Source organism: Phenylobacterium ferrooxidans, from assembly GCF_042714595.1.
Classification (GTDB): Bacteria; Pseudomonadota; Alphaproteobacteria; order Caulobacterales; family Caulobacteraceae; genus Phenylobacterium; species Phenylobacterium ferrooxidans.
The window spans coordinates 40,605-59,639 of record NZ_JAOTJD010000001.1 but is presented as its reverse complement, the minus strand read 5'-3'; the positions used below and the strand labels follow the sequence as shown (position 1 = coordinate 59,639).

The 19,035-nt window shown below is 67.5% G+C and carries 18 protein-coding genes and 1 pseudogene; 6 read left to right on the top strand and 13 right to left on the bottom strand.

Going from position 1 to position 19,035, the window contains the following annotated elements; translation table 11 throughout:
- Positions 1-80 precede the first annotated feature (80 nt).
- The 3 genes and pseudogenes from OCL97_RS00290 to OCL97_RS00280 form a co-directional block, all read left to right on the top strand.
- A pseudogene (locus tag OCL97_RS00290) lies at positions 81-1,466 on the top strand (DEAD/DEAH box helicase); the annotation flags it as partial.
- A gap of 554 nt (positions 1,467-2,020) precedes the next feature.
- On the top strand, positions 2,021-3,076 hold the full coding sequence (locus OCL97_RS00285) for a GGDEF domain-containing protein (protein WP_377366593.1): 1,056 nt from the start codon (positions 2,021-2,023) through the stop codon (positions 3,074-3,076).
- Positions 3,077-3,158: 82 nt separating this feature from the next.
- The gene (locus OCL97_RS00280; RefSeq protein WP_377366591.1) at positions 3,159-3,962 is read left to right on the top strand and encodes an enoyl-CoA hydratase/isomerase; all 804 of its coding nucleotides are present in this window, start codon (positions 3,159-3,161) and stop codon (positions 3,960-3,962) included.
- A gap of 46 nt (positions 3,963-4,008) precedes the next feature.
- Here OCL97_RS00280 and OCL97_RS00275 read toward each other — a convergent pair whose 3' ends face one another.
- The 11 genes from OCL97_RS00275 to OCL97_RS00225 form a co-directional block, all read right to left on the bottom strand.
- Positions 4,009-4,542: a DUF2087 domain-containing protein gene (locus OCL97_RS00275; protein WP_377366589.1), complete on the bottom strand. Its 534-nt coding sequence runs from the start codon at positions 4,540-4,542 to the stop codon at positions 4,009-4,011.
- A 211-nt stretch (positions 4,543-4,753) separates the two neighbouring features.
- Positions 4,754-6,934 carry a catalase/peroxidase HPI gene (gene katG / locus OCL97_RS00270; protein WP_377366587.1) on the bottom strand — a complete coding sequence of 727 codons (2,181 nt, stop codon included), beginning with the start codon at positions 6,932-6,934 and terminating at the stop codon, positions 4,754-4,756.
- 149 nt (positions 6,935-7,083) lie between these two features.
- On the bottom strand, positions 7,084-7,488 hold the full coding sequence (locus OCL97_RS00265; RefSeq protein ID WP_377366585.1) for a HesB/IscA family protein: 405 nt from the start codon (positions 7,486-7,488) through the stop codon (positions 7,084-7,086).
- A 14-nt stretch (positions 7,489-7,502) separates the two neighbouring features.
- On the bottom strand, positions 7,503-7,856 hold the full coding sequence (locus OCL97_RS00260; protein WP_304780012.1) for an SUF system Fe-S cluster assembly protein: 354 nt from the start codon (positions 7,854-7,856) through the stop codon (positions 7,503-7,505).
- A gap of 11 nt (positions 7,857-7,867) precedes the next feature.
- On the bottom strand, positions 7,868-9,082 hold the full coding sequence (locus OCL97_RS00255) for a cysteine desulfurase (protein ID WP_377366583.1): 1,215 nt from the start codon (positions 9,080-9,082) through the stop codon (positions 7,868-7,870).
- Between the two features lie 2 nt (positions 9,083-9,084).
- A complete protein-coding gene (gene sufD / locus OCL97_RS00250) occupies positions 9,085-10,116 on the bottom strand; it encodes a Fe-S cluster assembly protein SufD (protein WP_377366581.1) in 1,032 nt (343 codons plus the stop codon).
- A complete protein-coding gene (gene sufC / locus OCL97_RS00245; protein WP_377366579.1) occupies positions 10,113-10,859 on the bottom strand; it encodes a Fe-S cluster assembly ATPase SufC in 747 nt (248 codons plus the stop codon). The genes sufD and sufC overlap by 4 nt, the downstream gene beginning before the upstream one ends.
- Entirely contained in the window at positions 10,859-11,263 is a 405-nt protein-coding gene (locus tag OCL97_RS00240) for a hypothetical protein (protein WP_377366577.1), read from the bottom strand. Before OCL97_RS00240 ends, sufC begins: the two co-directional genes overlap by 1 nt.
- Entirely contained in the window at positions 11,260-12,729 is a 1,470-nt protein-coding gene (sufB, locus tag OCL97_RS00235; protein ID WP_304779996.1) for a Fe-S cluster assembly protein SufB, read from the bottom strand. The genes OCL97_RS00240 and sufB overlap by 4 nt, the downstream gene beginning before the upstream one ends.
- Positions 12,730-12,739: 10 nt before the next feature.
- Positions 12,740-13,882, bottom strand: coding sequence for a cysteine desulfurase family protein (locus OCL97_RS00230; RefSeq protein ID WP_377366574.1), 1,143 nt, complete (start codon positions 13,880-13,882; stop codon positions 12,740-12,742).
- Positions 13,879-14,325 carry an Rrf2 family transcriptional regulator gene (locus OCL97_RS00225; protein WP_377366572.1) on the bottom strand — a complete coding sequence of 149 codons (447 nt, stop codon included), beginning with the start codon at positions 14,323-14,325 and terminating at the stop codon, positions 13,879-13,881. The genes OCL97_RS00230 and OCL97_RS00225 overlap by 4 nt, the downstream gene beginning before the upstream one ends.
- A 155-nt stretch (positions 14,326-14,480) precedes the next feature.
- On the opposite strand from OCL97_RS00225, the gene OCL97_RS00220 reads away from it, so the two are divergent.
- Positions 14,481-15,131 carry an alpha/beta hydrolase gene (locus OCL97_RS00220; protein ID WP_304779986.1) on the top strand — a complete coding sequence of 217 codons (651 nt, stop codon included), beginning with the start codon at positions 14,481-14,483 and terminating at the stop codon, positions 15,129-15,131.
- 5 nt (positions 15,132-15,136) lie between these two features.
- Here the strand turns inward: OCL97_RS00220 and OCL97_RS00215 are convergent, their stop codons facing one another.
- Positions 15,137-16,339 carry an exo-beta-N-acetylmuramidase NamZ family protein gene (locus OCL97_RS00215; protein ID WP_377366570.1) on the bottom strand — a complete coding sequence of 401 codons (1,203 nt, stop codon included), beginning with the start codon at positions 16,337-16,339 and terminating at the stop codon, positions 15,137-15,139.
- Entirely contained in the window at positions 16,336-16,890 is a 555-nt protein-coding gene (locus OCL97_RS00210; RefSeq protein ID WP_377366568.1) for a DOMON-like domain-containing protein, read from the bottom strand. The genes OCL97_RS00215 and OCL97_RS00210 overlap by 4 nt, the downstream gene beginning before the upstream one ends.
- Before the next feature lie 234 nt (positions 16,891-17,124).
- Here OCL97_RS00210 and tyrS point away from each other — a divergent pair, with 234 nt between their 5' ends.
- The gene (gene tyrS, locus OCL97_RS00205) at positions 17,125-18,453 is read left to right on the top strand and encodes a tyrosine--tRNA ligase (RefSeq protein ID WP_377366566.1); all 1,329 of its coding nucleotides are present in this window, start codon (positions 17,125-17,127) and stop codon (positions 18,451-18,453) included.
- Between the two features lie 49 nt (positions 18,454-18,502).
- On the top strand, positions 18,503-18,964 hold the full coding sequence (locus OCL97_RS00200; RefSeq protein WP_377366564.1) for a peroxiredoxin: 462 nt from the start codon (positions 18,503-18,505) through the stop codon (positions 18,962-18,964).
- Positions 18,965-19,035 lie beyond the last annotated feature (71 nt).

Below are 19,035 nucleotides of genomic sequence, written 5' to 3'. Positions count from 1 at the left end.
CGCGCGCAACGATCGCCGTCCGCGCCGCCCGGGTTTCGCATGCCTCCTTTTCGGGCGCGTTCCCGCCCACATTGCAACTGATGACCGAATTTTCTGAACTGGGCCTATCGCCCGCTACGCTCCAGGCCGTGGCCGACACCGGCTACACCACCGCCACGCCGATCCAGGCCGAGGCCATCCCCGTCGCCCTCCAAGGCCGCGACGTCCTGGGGATCGCCCAGACCGGCACGGGCAAGACCGCCGCCTTCACCCTTCCGATGATCGATCGACTGGCCGCCGGCCGGTCCAAGGCGCGCATGCCGCGCGCCCTGGTCATCGCCCCCACCCGCGAACTTGCCGACCAGGTTTCGCTGTCCTTCGAGAAATACGCCAAGGGCCAGAAGCAGAAGCTCTCCTGGGCCCTGCTGATCGGCGGCGTCTCGTTCGGCGACCAGGAAGCCAAGCTGGACCGGGGCGTCGACGTCCTGATCGCCACGCCGGGCCGCCTGCTGGACCATTTCGAACGCGGCAAGCTGTTGATGACCGGGGTGCAGATCCTGGTGGTCGACGAAGCCGACCGCATGCTCGACATGGGCTTCATCCCCGACATCGAGCGCATCTTCAAACTGACCCCGGCCAAGAAGCAGACGCTGTTCTTCTCGGCCACCATGCCGCCGGAGATCACCCGGCTGACCAAGCAGTTCCTCAATGATCCCGTGCGGATCGAGGCGACCCGCCCGGCGACGACCGCCGACACCATCACCCAGTACGTGGTCCGCCTGCCGACCGCCGACGCCAAGGCCAAGCGCACCGCTCTGCGCATGCTGATCGGCGCCGACGACGTGCGCAACGGCATCGTCTTCTGCAACCGCAAGTCCGAGGTCGATATCGTCGCCAAGTCCTTGAAGACGCACGGCTTCGACGCCGCGCCGATCCATGGCGACCTGGACCAGGCGACCCGCATGCGCACCCTGGAAGCTTTCCGCAAGGGTGAGCTGAAGCTGCTCTGCGCCTCCGACGTCGCCGCGCGCGGCCTGGACGTGCCGGACGTCAGCCACGTCTTCAACTACGACGTGCCGCACCATGCCGATGACTATGTGCACCGCATCGGCCGCACCGGCCGGGCCGGCAAGCTCGGCAAGACCTATATGATCGTCACGCCGGCCGATGCGAAGAACATCGACAAGGTGCTGAAGCTGATCGGCAAGGCGCCGGAAGAGATCGTGCTTGAGGGCGTCGATTTCGCCTCCATCAAGGACGAGAAGCGCAGCGACAGCCGCAGTGGCGGCCGGGACCGCGGCCGGGGCGGCGAACGCTCGTCGGGCCGTGGCGACCGTGATCGTGACCGGGAGCGTCCCCGGGCGCCGCACGGTGAGGTGGCCTCCCTCGAACCCTTCGTCGCCGACCCGGACGCGGTGCGCACGCCCAAGCCCGCCCCCGTGGCCGTGGCCGTGGCCGAGGAGGCCAAGGCTGAGCGCGCGCCCCGCGCCCGTGGCCGCAATCGTGGCCGGGCCAATCCCGAGGCCGAGGCCGCGCCCGTCGAGGCTGCGGCCCAACCCGCCGAAGCCCGGACTGAGCGCGAACCCCGCCCCGAGCGTGAAGCGCGTCCCGAGCGCGAAGCCCGGCCGCAAGGTGAACCGCGTGGCGAGCGCAGTGAGCGGCCCGCCCGTTCGGATCGCCCCGACCGCGCCCCGCGCGCGGAAGTCGCGCCGGAACGCACCGAGCGACCCCGCCGCGAGCGTGAAGACCGCCCGCGCGCCTCGGCCTCCTCCGAGGCCAGGCCGTCCCGCGAGCGGGATCGCGATCGTCCGCGCCGCGAGGAGCGTGACGACGGCGACCGGGTTGTGGGCTTCGGAAACGACATGCCGGCCTTCCTGAAGGTCGCGCCCACCCGCCCGCCGAGTGACGAATAGCCGACACAAGTTTCGAATAACGGCGGCGTTTTAACCGCTCGTTTGGCTATGTCGGATATGGTCCATCCCTAAGATTGGAACGCAGCGCCGGGGGGGCGTGCGCGGGCCGAAGATCGGGGATGACCGCCATGAGCGCTGGGATCGAAGTCAAGCTGCGTGGACCGGACGCCTATATCCTGGCGCGCAAGGCGCTGTCGGCGATGGAACAGCACCAGATCTGGCCGACCGCGGTCAATTTCGAGCTCTGGACCCACTGCGTCGGTGACCCTGACGGCGACCTGGCCAGGGAAATCACCCGCATCATCTCCACCGGCGAGGCCTTCACCGACACTCTGAGCGACGAGCTGGCGGCGGTGTACCTGCCCAAGGCCCGCCTCAACGAGCAGATCCGTGACGCCGGAGACGCCCTGACCAAGGAATTGGCCAGCGTCTCCCAGGCCATCGAGACCGCCCAGAAGTCCAGCGTCGCCTACGGGCAGACCCTGGCCACCGCGTCCAAGAGCCTGAGCGAACGCGACGACGCCACCGAGGTCAAGTCGATGATCGACACCCTCGCCGTCGCCACCAAGCGCGTCCAGAAGGAAAACAAGTCGCTGGAGAAGCGCCTCAGCGACTCCACCGCCGAGGTCGCCCGGCTGCGCGAACACCTGGAGCAGGTGCGCCGCGACGCCACCACCGACGGCCTGACCAACCTGGCCAATCGCAAGGCCTTCGATGAAGAGTTGGAGCGCGCCTGCGCCGAGGCCGACGCCAAGGGTGAGACCCTGGCGCTCGCCGTCATCGACATCGACCATTTCAAGAACTTCAACGACACCTGGGGTCACCAGACCGGCGACCAGGTCATCCGCTATGTGGCCAGCGTCATCGGCGGCCGTGGGGCGCCGCCCCGCTTCGCCGCCCGCTACGGCGGCGAGGAGTTCGCTCTGATCTTCCCGCGCGAAGGCGGCGACATCGCCATCGCGACCCTGGAGGAGATTCGCGAAGAGGTGTCCTCGCGCATGCTGAAGCGCCGGTCGACCAACGAGGACCTGGGCACCATCACCGTCTCGGCGGGCCTCGCCGAACGTATGCCCCACGAGAGCGCCCACAACTTCATGGAGCGCGCGGACCGGGCCCTCTACGCCTCCAAGCGCAGTGGCCGCAATCGGGTCAGCCGGGCCGAGACCATCGCCGCCGCCGCCTAGGCCCACCGACGGCGCTTTTCCCCTAGGCTGACGCCAGGGTATCCTCCCTTAGATCGCGCGCAACGCCGCTCGGGAGGAACCCATGGCCTATACGAAGCTCAAGACGTCCGTGCAGGACGGCATCGGCCTGATCACCATGGCCGATCCCGCAACCCTGAACGCCGCAGGCCTCGACCTGATGGACGAGTTGCAGCAGGTCTTCGACGCCTTCGCCAAGGAGGGTTCGGGAGTCCGCTGCGTGGTGCTCACCGGCGAGGGCCGCGGGTTCTGTTCCGGCGCCAACCTTTCGGGGCGTGGCGGCCCGCAGGCGCCTGCCCCCGATCCTGAGGGCCCCGACGCCGGGGCGGCCCTGGAGAGCGTCTACAACCCCTTCATGAAGGGCCTGCGGGACTATCCGGTCCCCATCGTCACAGCGGTGAACGGCGTGGCCGCCGGGGTGGGCTGCTCGCTGGCCCTGATGGGCGACATCATCGTGGCCGCGGAGAGCGCCTACTTCCTGCAAGCCTTCCGCCGCATCGGCCTGGTGCCGGACGGAGGCTCGACCTACCTGCTGCCGCGCCTGATCGGCAAGGCGCGCGCCATGGAGATGGCCCTGCTGGGCGAGCGCCTGCCGGCCAAGACCGCCCTCGACTGGGGCCTGATCAACCGCTGCGTCCCCGATGACGCCCTGCTGGCCACGGCCATGGAGCTCGCCACGGCCCTGGCCACAGGCCCTTGGGCGCTCGGCTCCATCCGCAAGCTGGTCTGGGAAAGCCTCGACGCCGAGTGGTCCGATCAGCTCCACGCCGAACGCGTCGCCCAGAAGCACGCAGGCCGGACCGAGGACTCCCGCGAGGGGGTTCTGGCCTTCCTTCAGAAGCGCCCGGCGGCCTTCACCGGCCGCTAGAGCATTTTTCGATCCGATAACCGTTTCACACTTATCGGAAAATGCTCTAGGCGGTCCGGACCCGACTGATCAGCGCCGCGGCCGTCACCGGTGGGGCCTGTTCGATGCGGCGGTAGGCGCGGCAGTCGGGGGTGCGGGAGAAGAGACCCAGTTCGATCAGTTCGCGCCGCAGCAGGGCGTGGTCGCCGAAGTCGTGCAGGGTCTTGAGCTGATCGCTGATCTGCTTTTCGGTGGCTTCCTCGCGAGCGGGCAGCTTGGACCACAGCACCCACAGGGCCAGGATCTGGTCGCCGCGTTTTGCGGGCCAGCGGGTCAGGCGCCCCTCGGGACCGAAGCAGCGCGCGACCCGCTCCACGACGGCCAGGTCAGCGGTTTCCTTGGGCATGGACGCCAGTGGCGGAGCGGTCTCATCCATTTGCGCCCTCAGATCCTGAAAATTGCGGCGGCCCACGGCGCGGGCCAGCATATTCAGCAGTTCGACGTGGCTGGGCGGCGCGGCGCGGGCCATCAACTGGGCGCGTAGAGCCTTGGCGAAGCTGGAGACGTCCTGCGTCTGCAGCGGAATGACGGTTCTCGACATGATCTATCCCTCGCGTGCCGGGGATGAACGGTGATCGCCCTTCCGATCTGGCACGGTGAGATGTGTCAGTCGATGAAGTCTGGAGCAGGTTTAGCAAACCCTCGCGGGCGGCGACGCCTCGGTGAACTGCGGACCGTGACATTGCCGATAGAGGCGGCCGCACGGGTCGTCAAGCGGCGGCGCCCGTCCAGGCGCCGCCGCAAGCCGAACCTCAGTGCAGGTCGAGGCGGTCGGCGTTCATGACCTTGGTCCAGGCCGCCACAAAGTCGCGGACGAACTTGGTCTGAGAGTCAGAGCAAGCATAGACCTCCGCCTGGGCCCGCAGCTCCGCATGGGAGCCGAAGATCAGATCCACGCGGGTGGCCGTCCACTTGGGAGCCTTGGTCCTACGGTCCCGGCCCTGGAAGGCGTTGTCAGAACCCGCGGCCTCCCATTCCACACCCATGTCCAGCAGGTTGACGAAGAAGTCCGTGGTGAGCTGGCCCGGGCGGTCGGTGAAGACACCAGCCGTAGAGCCAGCCGAATTTGCGCCCAGCACCCGCAGGCCGCCCACCAGGACCGTCATTTCCGGCGTGCTGAGCCGCAGCAGCTGCGCGCGGTCCACCAAGGCTTCCTCAGGCGCCATGAACTGCTCGCCGCGGCGGTAGTTGCGGAAGCCGTCCGAGGTGGGCTCGAGCGGGGCGAAGGAGTCGGCGTCGGTCTGGTCGGCTGACGCATCCATTCGCCCGGGGGTGAAGGGTACGTCCACCTGCGTGCCGGCGTCCCTGGCGGCCTTTTCCACCGCCGCGCCGCCCGCCAGGACGATCAGGTCGGCCAGGGAGACCTTTTTGCCGCCCACGGCCTGGGCGTTGAAGTCGGCCTGGATGGCTTCCAGGGTCGACAGCACCTGGCCCAGGTTGGCCGGGTCGTTGACCTCCCAGTCCTTCTGCGGCGCCAGGCGGACCCGGGCGCCATTGGCGCCGCCCCGCTTGTCGGAGCCACGGAAGGTGGAGGCCGAGGCCCAGGCGGCCGAGACCAGCTGGGAGACCGGCAGGCCCGAGGCGAGGATTCTGGTCTTCAGCCCCGCGATGTCCGCAGCGTCGATCAGCGGATGATCGACGGCGGGGACCGGGTCCTGCCAGATCAGCGTCTCGGTCGGCACGAGCGGGCCCAGGTAGCGGCCGATCGGGCCCATGTCTCGGTGGGTCAGCTTGAACCAGGCGCGTGCGAACGCGTCGGCGAACTGGTCCGGATTGGCATGGAAGCGGCGCGAGATCTTCTCGTATTCAGGATCGAACCGCAGGGCGAGATCGGAGGTCAGCATGGTGGGCACATGCCGCTTGGCCGGATCGTGGGCGTCGGGAATATCGGCCGGCGCGTTCTTGGCCTGCCACTGCAGGGCGCCCGCCGGGCTCTTGGTCAGCTCCCACTCGAACTTGAAGAGGTTGTCGAAGAAGTGGTTGCTCCACTTCGTCGGTGTCTGGCTCCAGGTGACTTCCGGCCCGCCGGTGATCGTGTCGGCGCCGAAGCCCGTCCCGTGCCTGCTGCGCCAGCCAAGGCCCTGGTCCTCGATCGCGCCGCCTTCCGGCTCCGGGCCCAGGAGGGACGGATCGCCCGCGCCGTGGGTCTTGCCGAAGGTGTGGCCGCCGGCGATCAGGGCGACGGTCTCTTCGTCGTCCATGGCCATGCGGGCGAAGGTGTCGCGGATATCCCGGGCCGAGGCCACCGGATCGGGATTGCCGCCGGGGCCCTCAGGATTGACGTAGATCAGGCCCATCTGCACCGCGCCCAGGGCGGTGTGCAGCTGGCGTTCGCCGCTGTAGCGCTCGTCCCCCAGCCAGGAGCCCTCAGGGCCCCAGAACAGCTCTTCCGGCTCCCAGGTGTCGGCCCGGCCGCCGCCGAAGCCGAAGGTCTTGAAGCCCATGGACTCCAGGGCGACATTACCCACCAGGACATAGAGGTCGGCCCAGGAGATCTTGGCCCCGTACTTCTGCTTGATCGGCCACAGCAGGCGGCGCGCCTTGTCGAGGTTTGCGTTGTCGGGCCAGCTGTTCAGGGGGGCGAAGCGCTGCTGCCCCCCACCCGCGCCGCCCCGGCCGTCGGTGACGCGATAGGTGCCGGCGCTGTGCCAGGCCAGCCGAATGAACAGGCCGCCATAGTGGCCGAAGTCCGCCGGCCACCACTCCTGCGAGTCGGTCATCAGGGCGCGCAGGTCGGCGATCACCGCATCGAGGTCGAGGCTCTCGAACTCCTTCGCGTAGTCGAAGGTCTCGCCCAGGGGATTGGACCGCGGCGAGTGCTGGTTCAGGCCCTCCAGGCGGAGGTTCTTGGGCCACCAGTCGCGGTTGGTGCGGCGGCTGCCCCCGTGGCCCATAGGGCACTGGCCCTGGGCGTTGTCTTCGACCTTGTCCATCTCTGTCTCCCTGGCGTTTGTCGGATGGCCGGCCGGGATGCGGCGCGGCGATCACGTGCGATGCGCCTAGAGAGCCTTTTCAGAGGGATTGGTAAAATCGATTGTTCTGATATGATCGATAGGCAACACCTATGGACCGGGCGGCGGGCTCAGGCGTCCAGCGCCTTGCTCGGTTCGATCGTCACGCTCTCACCGCAGCCACAGGCGTCGGTCTGATTCGGGTTGCGGAACGTGAACTTGGCCGAGAGCTTGGTCTTTTCGTAGTCGATCTCGGTGCCGATCAGGAACAGCACCGCCTTGGGATCGATGAGGATGGTGACGCCCTTGTCCTCCACCACCTCGTCCAGGGGCGCGGCGGCCTCGGCATATTCGATGATGTATTCGGACCCGGCGCAGCCGCCGTTCTTCACACCGACGCGCAGGCCCGCATAGGGGACCTCGGCGCGGCCCATGATCTCACGCACGCGTTCAGCCGCGGCGTCGGTCAGGGTGACGACCTTTGGCCGCGGGCGGCGGACACGGGGGGCGGCGGGGGTCAGGTTGAGGTCGGCCATGCCATCCATATGGGTCAGAACATGTTCAATGAAAGTTTCGCCTCGTCGGACATCCGCGAGGGATCCCACGGCGGGTCGAAGACGAGATCCACCTTCACCTGGCCGATGCCGGGAATTTGCCTGACCGCGTCCTCCACCCAGCCCGGCATTTCGCCGGCCACCGGGCAGCCCGGAGCCGTCAGCGTCATGTCGATGGCCACGTCCTTATTGTCGGAGACGTCGACCTTGTAGATGAGGCCGAGCTCATAGATGTCGACTGGGATTTCCGGATCGAACACCGTCTTCAGCTGCTCGATCAGCTGGTCGGTGATCACGTCCAGCTCATGCTGGCTGATCGGCGCGGTCGAGACGGGGGTGGCGTCGTCCATGAGGTCAGGCTCTACGCGAAAAAGGCTTGGGTACGGTTGAGGGCGTCGACAAAGGCGTCGGCCTCCCCTTCCGTATTATATAGGGCGAAGGAGGCCCGGGCGCTCGAGGTGACGCCAAAGCGCCGCATCAGGGGTTCGGCGCAGTGGGTTCCGGCGCGCACCGCGACACCGTAGCGGTCGAGGATCTGGGCGACGTCGTGGGCGTGCGCCCCGTCGATGGTGAAGGACAGGATCGCGCCCTTGCCCGGAGCCTCGCCGATCACCTTCAGCCAGTTGGCGCCGGCCAGGCCTTCGCGGACGCGGGCATAGAGTTTGTGTTCGTGGTCGGCGATGGCGGCGCGATCCAGCTTGACGAACCAGTCGATGGCCGCCCCCAGGCCGATGGCCTCCAGAATCGGCGGCGTGCCGGCCTCGAACCGGTGCGGCGGGTCGGCGTAGCTGATCTCGTCCAGGGCGACGGAGGCGATCATCTCGCCCCCGCCTTGGTAGGGACGCAGGGCGGCGAGGCGCTCGGCCTTGCCATAGAGGATGCCGATGCCGGTGGGGCCATAGAGCTTGTGGCCGGAGAAGACGTAGAAGTCGACGTCCAGGGCCTTCACGTCGATGGGTTGGTGGACGACGGCCTGACAGCCGTCCAGCAGCACCAGGGCGCCGGCGTCGTGCGCCATGGCGATGATCTCGGCCACAGGGTTCACTGTGCCCAGGACGTTGGACATGTGGGTCAGGGCCACGACCCGGGTCTTGGCGCTCAGCAGGTCGGGGATCGCGGCCATGTCCAGCTGGCCGTCGTCCAGGACCGGAATGAACTTGAGAACCACGCCCTGGCGTTCACGCAGGAAGTGCCACGGCACGATATTGGCGTGGTGCTCCATCTCCGTGAGCAGGATCTCGTCGCCGGCCTTCAGGCTCGCGCCAATGCCCGAAGCCACAAGGTTGATGGCTTCCGTCCCACCCTTGGTGAAGACGATCTCGGCCAGGTCTGCGTGGATGAAGTCGGCGGCGCTTTGGCGGGCCTTTTCATAGGCTTCCGTCGTTTCATTGGCCAACGTGTGGAGCCCACGGTGGACGTTGGAGTAGGAGTGCTCCATGGCGTGGACCATGGCGTCGATCACGGCGCGGGGCTTCTGGGCCGAGGCCGCGCTGTCGAGATAGATAAGTGGCTTGCCGTTCACCTGGCGCGCCAGGATCGGAAACTCAGCGCGGATCGCTTCAGCGTTGAAAGCCATGCTCACGCCCTCAGCCGGTCAGCAGCCCAGGCGCGGGCGATGTCGCGCACCGGCTCGAACCCGATACGGTCGGCCACGGCGCCAACGAAGGCCTCGATCAGCAGGGCGCGGGCCTCGGCCTCGGGCAGGCCGCGCTGGCGCATGTAGAACAGCGCCTCCTCGTCCAGGGCCCCGATGGTGTTGCCATGGGCGCATTGGACGTCATCGGCGAAGATCAGAAGTTCAGGCTTGGCGTCGATCTCGGCCTTATCCGAGAGGATCAGCGCGTTGTGGCGCATGCGGGCCTCGGTGCGGTCGGCGCCCTCCTCCACCACGATCCGGCCCTGGAAGATGCCGCGCGCCTGGTCGCGGACCACGCCGCGAGTGAACTGGTCGGTGGCGCCGTCGACGCCCTGGTGCAGGACCACGGTGGTCAGGTCGGCGTGGCGCTTGTCTTCGAGCAGATAGAGCCCGTCGAGGCGCAGCTTGGCCTCGGCCCCCGGATGGGTGACCTGGGTTTCGATGCGCTGGCGGCGGGCGCCGTTGGTGATCACCGTCTGGCCGTACTCGGAGCCGGGCGACAGGGTGACCTTGGCCTGGCTGACATTGACCCCCTCGGCGCCGTCGGCGGCCAGGACCACGCGCTCGACCGCTGCGCCCGCTTCCAGGACGAAGATGATAGCGGTGTCGGTGACATAGGCGCTGGCGTCGCCTTCGTAGCTCTCCAGCAGCCGCAGCTTGGCGCCCGGGCCGACGTGGATCGTAACCTTGCCGGCGAGCGCCCCGCCGTCGCGGGACAGGACCCGCAGGGCGACGGCCCGCTCGCTGCCGGCCGGAACGTCGATGGCGACGCTCTCATGCCCCCCGGCCACCACATGTCGCTGATCGGCCAGGGCGTCGAAGGGGCCTTCCGCCAAGCCCGCCAGGTCCAGAGCCGGCGCAGTCGCCGGCAGGACCCGCAGCAGGCCGCGCAGGTCGGTCCACTTCCAGTCTTCGTCACGCTTGCCGGGCAGCAGGGTGACGTCGCCGGACTTCAGGGCGGCGCTAAGGCTCAAGCGGCCCTCGCATACTTGTCGTAGCCTTCACGCTCGAGCTCGAGCGCCAGGTCAGGCCCACCGGTGGCGACGATGCGGCCGCCGGCCAGGACGTGGACCTTGTCGGGTTTGATGTAGTCCAGCAGGCGCTGATAGTGGGTGATCACCAGCATGCCGCGGTCGGGCGAGCGCATGGCGTTGACGCCTTCCGACACGATCTTCAGGGCGTCGATGTCGAGGCCGGAATCGGTCTCGTCCAGGATCAGGAAGCGCGGGGCCAGCATGGCCATCTGGAAGATCTCCATCCGCTTCTTCTCACCGCCGGAGAAGCCGACGTTGAGCGCGCGCTTCAGCATCTCGAAGTCGATCTTCAGCGCAGCGGCATGTTCGCGAGCCAGCTTCAGGAAGGCAGGCGCAGAGATCTCGGCCTCGCCCCGCGCCTTGCGCTGGGCGTTCATGGACGTGCGGATGAAGGTCAGGGCCGGAACGCCGGGGATCTCCAGCGGATACTGGAAAGACAGGAAGACACCCTTGGCCGCGCGTTCGCTGGGGTCGAGCGCCAGCAGGTCCTCGCCGTCCAGGGTCGCGGTTCCGCCGGTGACGTCATAGCCCGAGCGACCGGTGAGCACGTAGGAGAGGGTCGACTTGCCGGCGCCGTTGGGGCCCATGATGGCGTGGACCTCGCCCGCGGGCACGTCCAGCGACAGGCCCTTGAGGATCTCCTTGCCGTCCACTTCGGCGCGTAGGCTCTCGATATGCAGCATCAGGCGGTCTCATCGGCCAGGTATTGGGCCAGCACGTCCAGGGCCTGTTCGACGCTGTCGACGAACTGCTGCTTGGTGGGGGCCGCGGTGGTGGTGGCCGAGCGCTTGTCGGCGGCGGTGACGTTGATCTGGGCGTCCTCGAAATAGGCGCGCAGGCGGAAGTCGGCGTGTTCGAGGCCCACGGTGTAGCGTGAACGCTCCAGGACCAGCTTCTTCTCGGCCAGAAATTCCGGGTCGGCGGCCAGGATTTCATAGAGCTCGATGGAGCGGGCCTCGTCGGCCTCCTGGCGGGCGCGCTCGGCGTCCGCGCGCGCGCGGCGCTCGGCGTCGCGTTTCAGACGCTCGGCGTCAAAGACTTGCCTGAAGGACATGGCGGCGATCCGTTCCGAAGTGGGCAGGGTCATCCGACGGACCCTTCGAGGGAGATGGCGACGAGCTTCTGGGCTTCCACCGCGAACTCCATGGGCAGCTCCTGCAGCACGTCCTTGACGAAGCCGTTGACCAGCAGCTGGACAGCTTCTTCCTGGGAGAGGCCACGCTGCATGGCGTAGAACAGCTGGTCTTCCGAGAGCTTGGTGGTGGTGGCCTCGTGCTCGAAGACGCAGCTTCCGTTGCGAGCCTCGATATAGGGCACGGTGTGGGCGGCGCAGGTCTTGCCGATCAACAGGCTGTCGCACTGGGTGAAGTTGCGCGCACCCTTGGCCTTGGGGTGGGCCGAGACCAGGCCGCGGTAGGTATTGGAGGACTTGCCGGCGCTGATCCCCTTGGAGATCACGCGCGATCGGGTGTTGGCGCCCAGGTGGATCATCTTGGTGCCGGTGTCGGCCTGCTGACGGCCATTGGTGATGGCGATGGAATAGAATTCGCCCACCGAGCCCTCACCGCGCAGGATGCAGGAGGGGTACTTCCAGGTGATGGCCGAACCGGTCTCGACCTGGGTCCAGGACACCTTGGAGCGATCGCCGCGGCAGTCGGCGCGCTTGGTGACGAAGTTGTAGATGCCGCCCTTCCCGGTGACGGGATCACCCGGATACCAGTTCTGGACCGTGGAATACTTGATCTCCGCATCGTCCATGACGACCAGCTCCACCACGGCGGCGTGCAGCTGGTTCTCGTCGCGCATGGGGGCGGTGCAGCCCTCCAGATAGGAGACGTAGGAGCCCTTGTCGGCGATGATCAGGGTGCGTTCGAACTGGCCGGAATTCTCCGCATTAATGCGGAAATAGGTCGACAACTCCATGGGGCAGCGGACGCCTGGCGGCACATAGACGAAGCTACCGTCGGAGAAGACCGCGGCGTTCAGGCACGCATAGTAGTTGTCGGACACCGGCACGACGGAGCCGAGGTACTTCTTCACCAGCTCCGGATGCTCGCGGATCGCCTCGCTCATGGAGCAGAAGATCACGCCGACCTGGGCCAGCTCCTTCTTGAAGGTGGTGACCACCGAAACGCTGTCGAACACCGCGTCCACGGCGTAGCGCGGCGCGCCTTCGACGCCCGCCAGGACGGCCTGTTCTTTCAAGGGGATGCCCAGCTTTTCGTAGACGGCCAGGATCTCGGGATCGACCTCATCCAGGCTCGCGGGACCCTTCTTCTGCGAGGGGGCGGCGTAATAGTAGCTGTCCTGATAGTCGATGCGCGGGAAGTGGACCTTGGCCCACTCGGGCTCGTCCATGGCCAGCCAGCGCTCGAAGGCGTCCAGGCGCCAGGCGAGCATCCATTCCGGCTCGTCCTTCTTGGCCGAGATGAAGCGCACGATGTCGGCGTTCAGGCCCTTGGGGGCGAAATCCTGGGCGATGTCGGTGACGAAGCCGTGCTGGTACTTCTCCAGGCTTTCAACGTGTTCGATGGTCTGCTTGACGGCGGCCATGTGGGAGCTCCTAAGCCGCCGGCGCGCGGCGACGGGCCGCGTGTCGGGAATGAACATCGCTCCAGGCCGCGACGAAGGCGGCCCAGTCGGTTTCGCGGGTGGCCCAGCCGCCGCTGACCCGGATGGCGTAGGGCGCCAGATCGGTGAGCCCCATGGCGGTGAGGACGGCGCTGGCCTTCACCTTGCCTGAAGAGCAGGCCGAGCCGGCGCTGACCATGACACCCATCAAGTCCAGGCCCATCACCTGCAAGTCCGAGGCATGGCCGGGGCTGGCGACACACAGCGTGTTGGCCAGGCGCGGCGAGTCCGGCGCGATGACCACGGCGCCCTCGGCCTCCAGGCAGGCGGCGGCGAGGTCGCGAAGGGCGGCCTGGGCTGCGAAGGTCTCCAGGTCGCGCAGGGCGGCGGCGGCCGCGGCGCCCAGGCCCGCGATGCCCGCGACATTCTCGGTGCCCGCGCGGCGGCCCCGCTCCTGCCCGCCGCCATGCTGGCGGCGCACCAGGGTGGCGCGGGGGCCAAAGGTGAGCGCGCCCACGCCTTGAGGTCCGCCGAACTTGTGCCCGGAGATGGTCAGGGTGTCGGCGCCCAGGGCCCGGCTGTCGAGGGCGATCTTGCCGGCGGCCTGAATGGCGTCGACATGGAGCCACCCCTCCGCGGCGCGCACGATCTCAGAAGCCTCGGCGACCGGCTGGATAATCCCGGTCTCATTGTTGGCGAGCATCAGGGCCACGAAGGGCTTGCCATCCGCGGCGGCCCAGGACGCCAGTCGGGTCCTCAGCCAGTCGAGATCGGCCAAACCGTCGGCCCCGACGGGTAGCAGCTCCAGCTCGGCCCCGCTTGCCTTGGCCGTCTCCACCACGCTCTCGTGCTCAATGGCGCTGATGATCAGGCGCTTGGATCCCGTGGCCACCGCACTTTCGACAGCGAGGGCGTTGGCCTCGGTGCCGCCGCCGGTGAAGACCACGGTGGAGGCTGGACCGCCGATCAGGGCGGCGACCTCCTCGCGGGCCTGTTCGACGATGGCGCGCGCGGCTCGACCCGCGGCGTGGATCGAGGACGGGTTGCCACCGGTTTCCAGGGCGCGCGTCATCGCCGCGATCGCTTCGGGGCGCACCGGAGCGGTGGCGTTGAAGTCGAGATAGACGCCGCTCATACCGCCTGCCTCGCCGCGCCAAGGCGGCCTGTGACGACGTCGGCCAGGGTGACCGAGGCCAGGTAGCCTTCGATCTGGCGGCCCATCTCTTCCCACAGGTCGTGGGTCAGGCAGCGTTCGCCCTTCAGCATGCAACCCTTGCCCTTGGTGGAGCAGCGGGTGGCGCGCAGGGGTTCGTCCACGGCCATGACGATGTCGGCGATGTTGGTGGTCTCGGCCGTGCGGGCCAGCAGGTAGCCGCCGCCGGGACCACGCAGGCTTTTCACCAGGCCGCGGCGGCGCAGGCGGGCGAAGAGCTGTTCGAGATAGGACAGTGAAATCTGCTGGCGCGTCGCGATCTCGGCCAGGGACACGGCCCGTTCGCCCTCCTCACCGCAGCCCTGACGGCGCGCGAGATCGGCCATGGCCATCACGGCGTAGCGGCCTTTGGTGCTGAGGCGCATGGTTGGGCGAAATCCGGTTGCGAATTTTCGAGCGTTTGACAAGGCCCCTGTGTTAAAGCCGCCGCCTTGCGCGGGGCCATATCCCAGGAACTCGTCCGATGGGCGTGATCTAGGAAGACCAAGCGCGTGAGTCAACTATTCGACGTGAGGATGGCATGCCTGAAGTGGTTCTGACCGGCGCGGCCGGCCGCATTGAGGGCCGGTATTCGGCGGGCAAGAGTGAAACGGCGCCGATCGCGCTGATCCTGCACCCCCACCCGCGCGCCGGCGGTCAGATGAACCACCCGGTGGCGGTTCAGCTCTTCCACCTGTTCATGAAGCGCGGCTTCTCCACCCTGCGCTTCAACTTCCGCGGCGTCGGCCGCAGCCAGGGCGAGTTCGACAGCGGCATCGGCGAACTGGCCGACGCTGCCACCGCCTTGGACTGGCTGCAGACCACCAACCCGGCGGCCTCCCAGTGCTGGGTGGCCGGCTATTCCTTCGGCGCCTGGGTCGGCATGCAGCTGCTGATGCGTCGGCCGGAAACGGACGGCTTCATCTCCGTCTCGCCGCCCACCAACATGTACGACTTCAGCTTCCTGGCCCCCTGCCCGGCCTCGGGCCTGATCCTGCACGGTGGGGCCGACACCGTGGTGCCACCGATTGAAGTCGAGCGCGTGGTCTCCAAGCTGCGCACCCAGAAGGGCATCGTCATCGACCACGAGGTGATCGAGGGCGCGACCCACTTCTGGGCCGAGAACCTGCCCGACGTTGAACAGCGCGTCGGGACCTATCTCGACAAGCGGATCGAAGCCGACCCGATCTAGCTTCTCTAATAGAGCAGGTGCGGCCGGCGCTCGATCAGCCAGGCCTGCTCATCAGGGACTGTGATGGCGTCAAGGTCGCCAGGCGTCGAGGCCGGGTTGTCAACCCATTCCCGCAGCAACGGCCCGCCGTTGATCACGTCGATAGCCAGCTTTCCGAGCTCGTACTCGTATGGGAAATCGCGCCACAGCGGATAGTCGGGATAGAGCCGCCGGATCGCCTTGAAGGCCAGGGCCTGGACCCGCCAAGGCTTGAAGGCCTCGTGGTCATAGGCTGGCCCCTCAGTGTGAATCTGCAGCCCGTTGCAGAGCTTTCCCACATGCTTGTGGAAGGTCGGCTCGAACCAGCACTCCCGCAGCACGCAGCCCGCCAGCCACTGGGGCGCGAAGGCCTTCATTTCTTCCAGCAGGGCGCGGGCGTCGATGTCTGGCGCGCCGAACAGCTCCAAGGGGCGGGTGGTGCCACGGCCCTCTGATAGGGTCGCGCCTTCCAGCATCACCGTGCCGGCGTAGGCGCGCGCCATCCAGAGGTTGGGCGCGTTGGGGCTGGGATTGACCCAGGCGCGCTCACCCAGCGGCCAGCCGTGGCCAGGCGCCGCGTCCGGCTTCCAGCCCTCCATCTCGATCACCCGGTACTTCACGTCGAGGTCGAAGGTCTTGATGAACCAGTGGCCCAGCTCGCCCAGGGTCAGGCCGTGGCGCATGGGCATGGCCCCGGCGCCGACGAAGCTTTCCCAGCCGGGCCTCAGGGTCAGGCCCTCGACGGGGCGGCCGGCGGGGTTAGGGCGATCTAGCACCCAGACCTCCTTGCCCTGCGCCGCGGCGGCCTCGAGCATGTAGAGTAGCGTGGTGACGAAGGTGTAGATGCGGCAGCCCAGGTCCTGCAGGTCGATCAGCACCACGTCGAAGGTGCTCATCATCTGACCGGTGGGCCGGCGCACCTCGCCATAGAGGCTGAAGACCGGGATGCCGAGCACCGGGTCATCAAAGTCCGGGCTCTCCACCATGTTGTCCTGCTTGTCGCCCCTCAGGCCGTGCTGCGGCCCGAAGGCCGAGGACAACTCAATCTCCTCACAGGCGGCCAGGGCGTCCAGGGCGTGGGTCAGGTCCTGGGTCACCGAGGCCGGGTGCGCCACCAGACCAACGCGGCGGCCCCTCAGGGGCGCCCGCAGCTCAGGTTCGGCGAGAAGTCGATCGAGGCCAAATTTCATGCGCGCTCTGCTGGCGTGAGGATCTGGGAAAAGCTGTCGGCGTGGTGGAAGTCCGGTCGCCCGGCCGGGTGGGCCAGGGCCCAGTATGACTTGAGGCCGTCCCTCTGCTCGATCACCGCCGTGAGAGCAAGACGCCAGTCGGCGTCGGGGTGCAGTCCGGGTAGATCGCTCAGGTTCAGGGTGGCGCGCTGGACGAACCGGTCAGCCTCGGGCTCGACAGAAACCCCGGGATCGTCGAACGGCTCGACTGGGGTCATTCCCTCGCGGTAGCCGCTGAACCCATAGGCCGCCCACTGGGTGGAGGGCGAGAGGTTGAACTCGTAGTAGCCCGCGCCGTTCGCCGCGCCGACAAAGGCCTCCAGGCAGGTGTGTCGCCAGAGTTCATCAGTGCGGCCGCTGGCCGCCGGGGCGGGCAGCTTCAGGGACGCGATGTCGCCCGAGACGACGTAGGTCAAGGCGAGCTTTCCGGGGGCGGGCCAGGCCAGGTGGACCTCGACGCTTGTCGCCGCGGTCCCCTGCGAGTCGCCATGTCGGTGCAAGGTCAGGTGCATGGCTCATGCTAACGGCGCCCACGCGGCGCACGGTAGGGCAATTCGCACCGGCTTGACCGGATGACCGCCGAGCCGCTACCTAGCCGGGATGATCACCCGCGCCACCCTTGCTGGACGTTATTACCGCCTGCCCTAGAGCAGGTGCGGACCCGATCTCGCGCCACCCGTAACCCGGTCGGCGCCCATCCTCAGAAATTGACGGTCTCCGGCCCCATGCCTCAGGAGACCTCTGAAATGACCCTCGAAATCCTGGATCGCCGCGTGTTAGAGCCGCACGCGTCCCTAGAAGAGCCCTTGCCCATGTCCGCCGACCAGCCCGCCTTCAAGTCCGACCTGCTGCGCACCATGCAGGCCCGCGGCTACATCCACCAGATCACCCATCCGGTGGAGCTGGACGAAGCGGCGTCGAAGGGGATCGTCACCGGCTACATCGGGTTCGACGCCACGGCCGCCAGCCTGCACGTCGGCAGCCTGATCCAGATCATGATGCTGCGCCGCCTGCAGCAAGCGGGCCACAAGCCCATCGTGCTGATGGGCGGCGGCACCACCAAGGTCGGCGATCCCACCGACAAGGACCAGTCGCGCCCGCTTCTAACCGAGGCCCAGATCCAGTCGAACATCGACAACATCAAGACGGTGTTCGCCAAGTTCCTGACCTTCGGCGATGGCCCCACCGACGCGGTGATGGTCGACAATGACGAGTGGCTGTCGAAGCTGGGCTACGTCCAGTTCCTGCGGGAATTCGGCGTCCACTTCACGATCAACCGCATGCTCAGCTTCGAGAGCGTCAAGCTGCGGCTGGAACGTGAGCAGCCGATGACCTTCCTCGAATTCAACTACATGCTGATGCAGGCCACCGACTTCCTGGAGTTGGAGCGCAAGTTCGGCTGCACCCTTCAGATGGGCGGGTCCGATCAGTGGGGCAACATCCTCAACGGGGTGGAGTTGATCCGCCGCGTCGACCAGAAGCCGTCCTTCGGCCTCACGACCCCCCTGCTCTCCACGGCCTCGGGCCAGAAGATGGGCAAGACGGTGGGCGGAGCCGTGTGGCTGAACGCCGACATGCGCAGCCCCTACGAGTACTGGCAGTTCTGGCGCAACACCGAGGACGCCGACGTCGGCCGCTTCCTGCGCCTGTTCACCGACATGCCCCTGGACGAGGTCGAACGCTACGAGGCCATGCAGGGCGCCGACATCAACGAGGCCAAGAAGGTCCTGGCCAATATCGCCACCACCATGCTGCACGGCGCAGAGGCGGCCCATTCGGCTGCAGAGGCCGCGCGCAAGGCCTTCGAGGAAGGCGCCCTGTCGGATGACCTGCCCACCTTCGAGATCTCCATGACCGACCTCGAGGTGGGGATCGTGCTGGCCGCCCTGGCCACCGACGCGGGGCTCGCGGGCTCGCGGGGGGAAGCGCGGCGCCTGGCCAAGGGCGGGGGCCTGCGGGTCAACGACAAGGCCGAGACCGACGGCGACCGGACGCTCACTGCCGCCGACCTGGTGGAGGGCGTTATCAAGCTGGGCGCAGGCAAGAAGAAGATCGTCCTGGTAAAGCCCGTCTGAAGATTGGTCTCCCTCCCCTTCATGGGGAGGGAGAAGAGGAGACCTGACCATGAGCGACGTGATCGAAGGCGCCGAGGCGCCTGACTTCGAACTGGCCGGAGCGGACGGTCCCATCCGGCTCGCCGACTTCGCGGGCAAGGCCGTGGTGCTCTACTTCTACCCCAAGGACGACACGAGCGGCTGCACCAAGGAGGCGCAGGAGTTCTCCGCTCTGGCCGCCGACTTCGCCAAGGCGGGCGTCTCGGTGGTCGGCGTCTCCAAGGACTCCCTCAAAAGTCACGCGAAGTTTACGGCGAAGTACGGTCTGGCGGTGCCCCTCGGCGCCGATCCGGAGGGCGCGGTGATCGAGCGCTACGGGTCCTGGGTGGAGAAGAATATGTACGGCCGCGCCTATATGGGCATCGAGCGGTCGACCTTCCTGATCAAGGACGGCCGGCTGACGCGAATCTGGCGCAAGGTAAAGGTCCCCGGCCACGCCGCTGAGGTGCTGAAAGCCGCGCAAAGCCTTTAAGGCCAAGCTTGGCGGCGCTGCGACGGGTCGTCGCAAGAGTGCGCCAAAGTCGCGTGCAGCGGGAACCATCG

Coding starts and splice junctions, on each gene's coding strand:
- OCL97_RS00285 (WP_377366593.1), top strand. CDS start 2,021: ATGAGCGCTGGGATCGAAGTCAAGCTGCGTGGACCGGACGCCTATATC.
- OCL97_RS00280 (WP_377366591.1), top strand. CDS start 3,159: ATGGCCTATACGAAGCTCAAGACGTCCGTGCAGGACGGCATCGGCCTG.
- OCL97_RS00275 (WP_377366589.1), bottom strand. CDS start 4,542: ATGTCGAGAACCGTCATTCCGCTGCAGACGCAGGACGTCTCCAGCTTC.
- katG (WP_377366587.1), bottom strand. CDS start 6,934: ATGGACAAGGTCGAAGACAACGCCCAGGGCCAGTGCCCTATGGGCCAC.
- OCL97_RS00265 (WP_377366585.1), bottom strand. CDS start 7,488: ATGGCCGACCTCAACCTGACCCCCGCCGCCCCCCGTGTCCGCCGCCCG.
- OCL97_RS00260 (WP_304780012.1), bottom strand. CDS start 7,856: ATGGACGACGCCACCCCCGTCTCGACCGCGCCGATCAGCCAGCATGAG.
- OCL97_RS00255 (WP_377366583.1), bottom strand. CDS start 9,082: ATGGCTTTCAACGCTGAAGCGATCCGCGCTGAGTTTCCGATCCTGGCG.
- sufC (WP_377366579.1), bottom strand. CDS start 10,859: ATGCTGCATATCGAGAGCCTACGCGCCGAAGTGGACGGCAAGGAGATC.
- OCL97_RS00240 (WP_377366577.1), bottom strand. CDS start 11,263: ATGACCCTGCCCACTTCGGAACGGATCGCCGCCATGTCCTTCAGGCAA.
- sufB (WP_304779996.1), bottom strand. CDS start 12,729: ATGGCCGCCGTCAAGCAGACCATCGAACACGTTGAAAGCCTGGAGAAG.
- OCL97_RS00230 (WP_377366574.1), bottom strand. CDS start 13,882: ATGAGCGGCGTCTATCTCGACTTCAACGCCACCGCTCCGGTGCGCCCC.
- OCL97_RS00225 (WP_377366572.1), bottom strand. CDS start 14,325: ATGCGCCTCAGCACCAAAGGCCGCTACGCCGTGATGGCCATGGCCGAT.
- OCL97_RS00220 (WP_304779986.1), top strand. CDS start 14,481: ATGCCTGAAGTGGTTCTGACCGGCGCGGCCGGCCGCATTGAGGGCCGG.
- OCL97_RS00215 (WP_377366570.1), bottom strand. CDS start 16,339: ATGAAATTTGGCCTCGATCGACTTCTCGCCGAACCTGAGCTGCGGGCG.
- OCL97_RS00210 (WP_377366568.1), bottom strand. CDS start 16,890: ATGCACCTGACCTTGCACCGACATGGCGACTCGCAGGGGACCGCGGCG.
- tyrS (WP_377366566.1), top strand. CDS start 17,125: ATGACCCTCGAAATCCTGGATCGCCGCGTGTTAGAGCCGCACGCGTCC.
- OCL97_RS00200 (WP_377366564.1), top strand. CDS start 18,503: ATGAGCGACGTGATCGAAGGCGCCGAGGCGCCTGACTTCGAACTGGCC.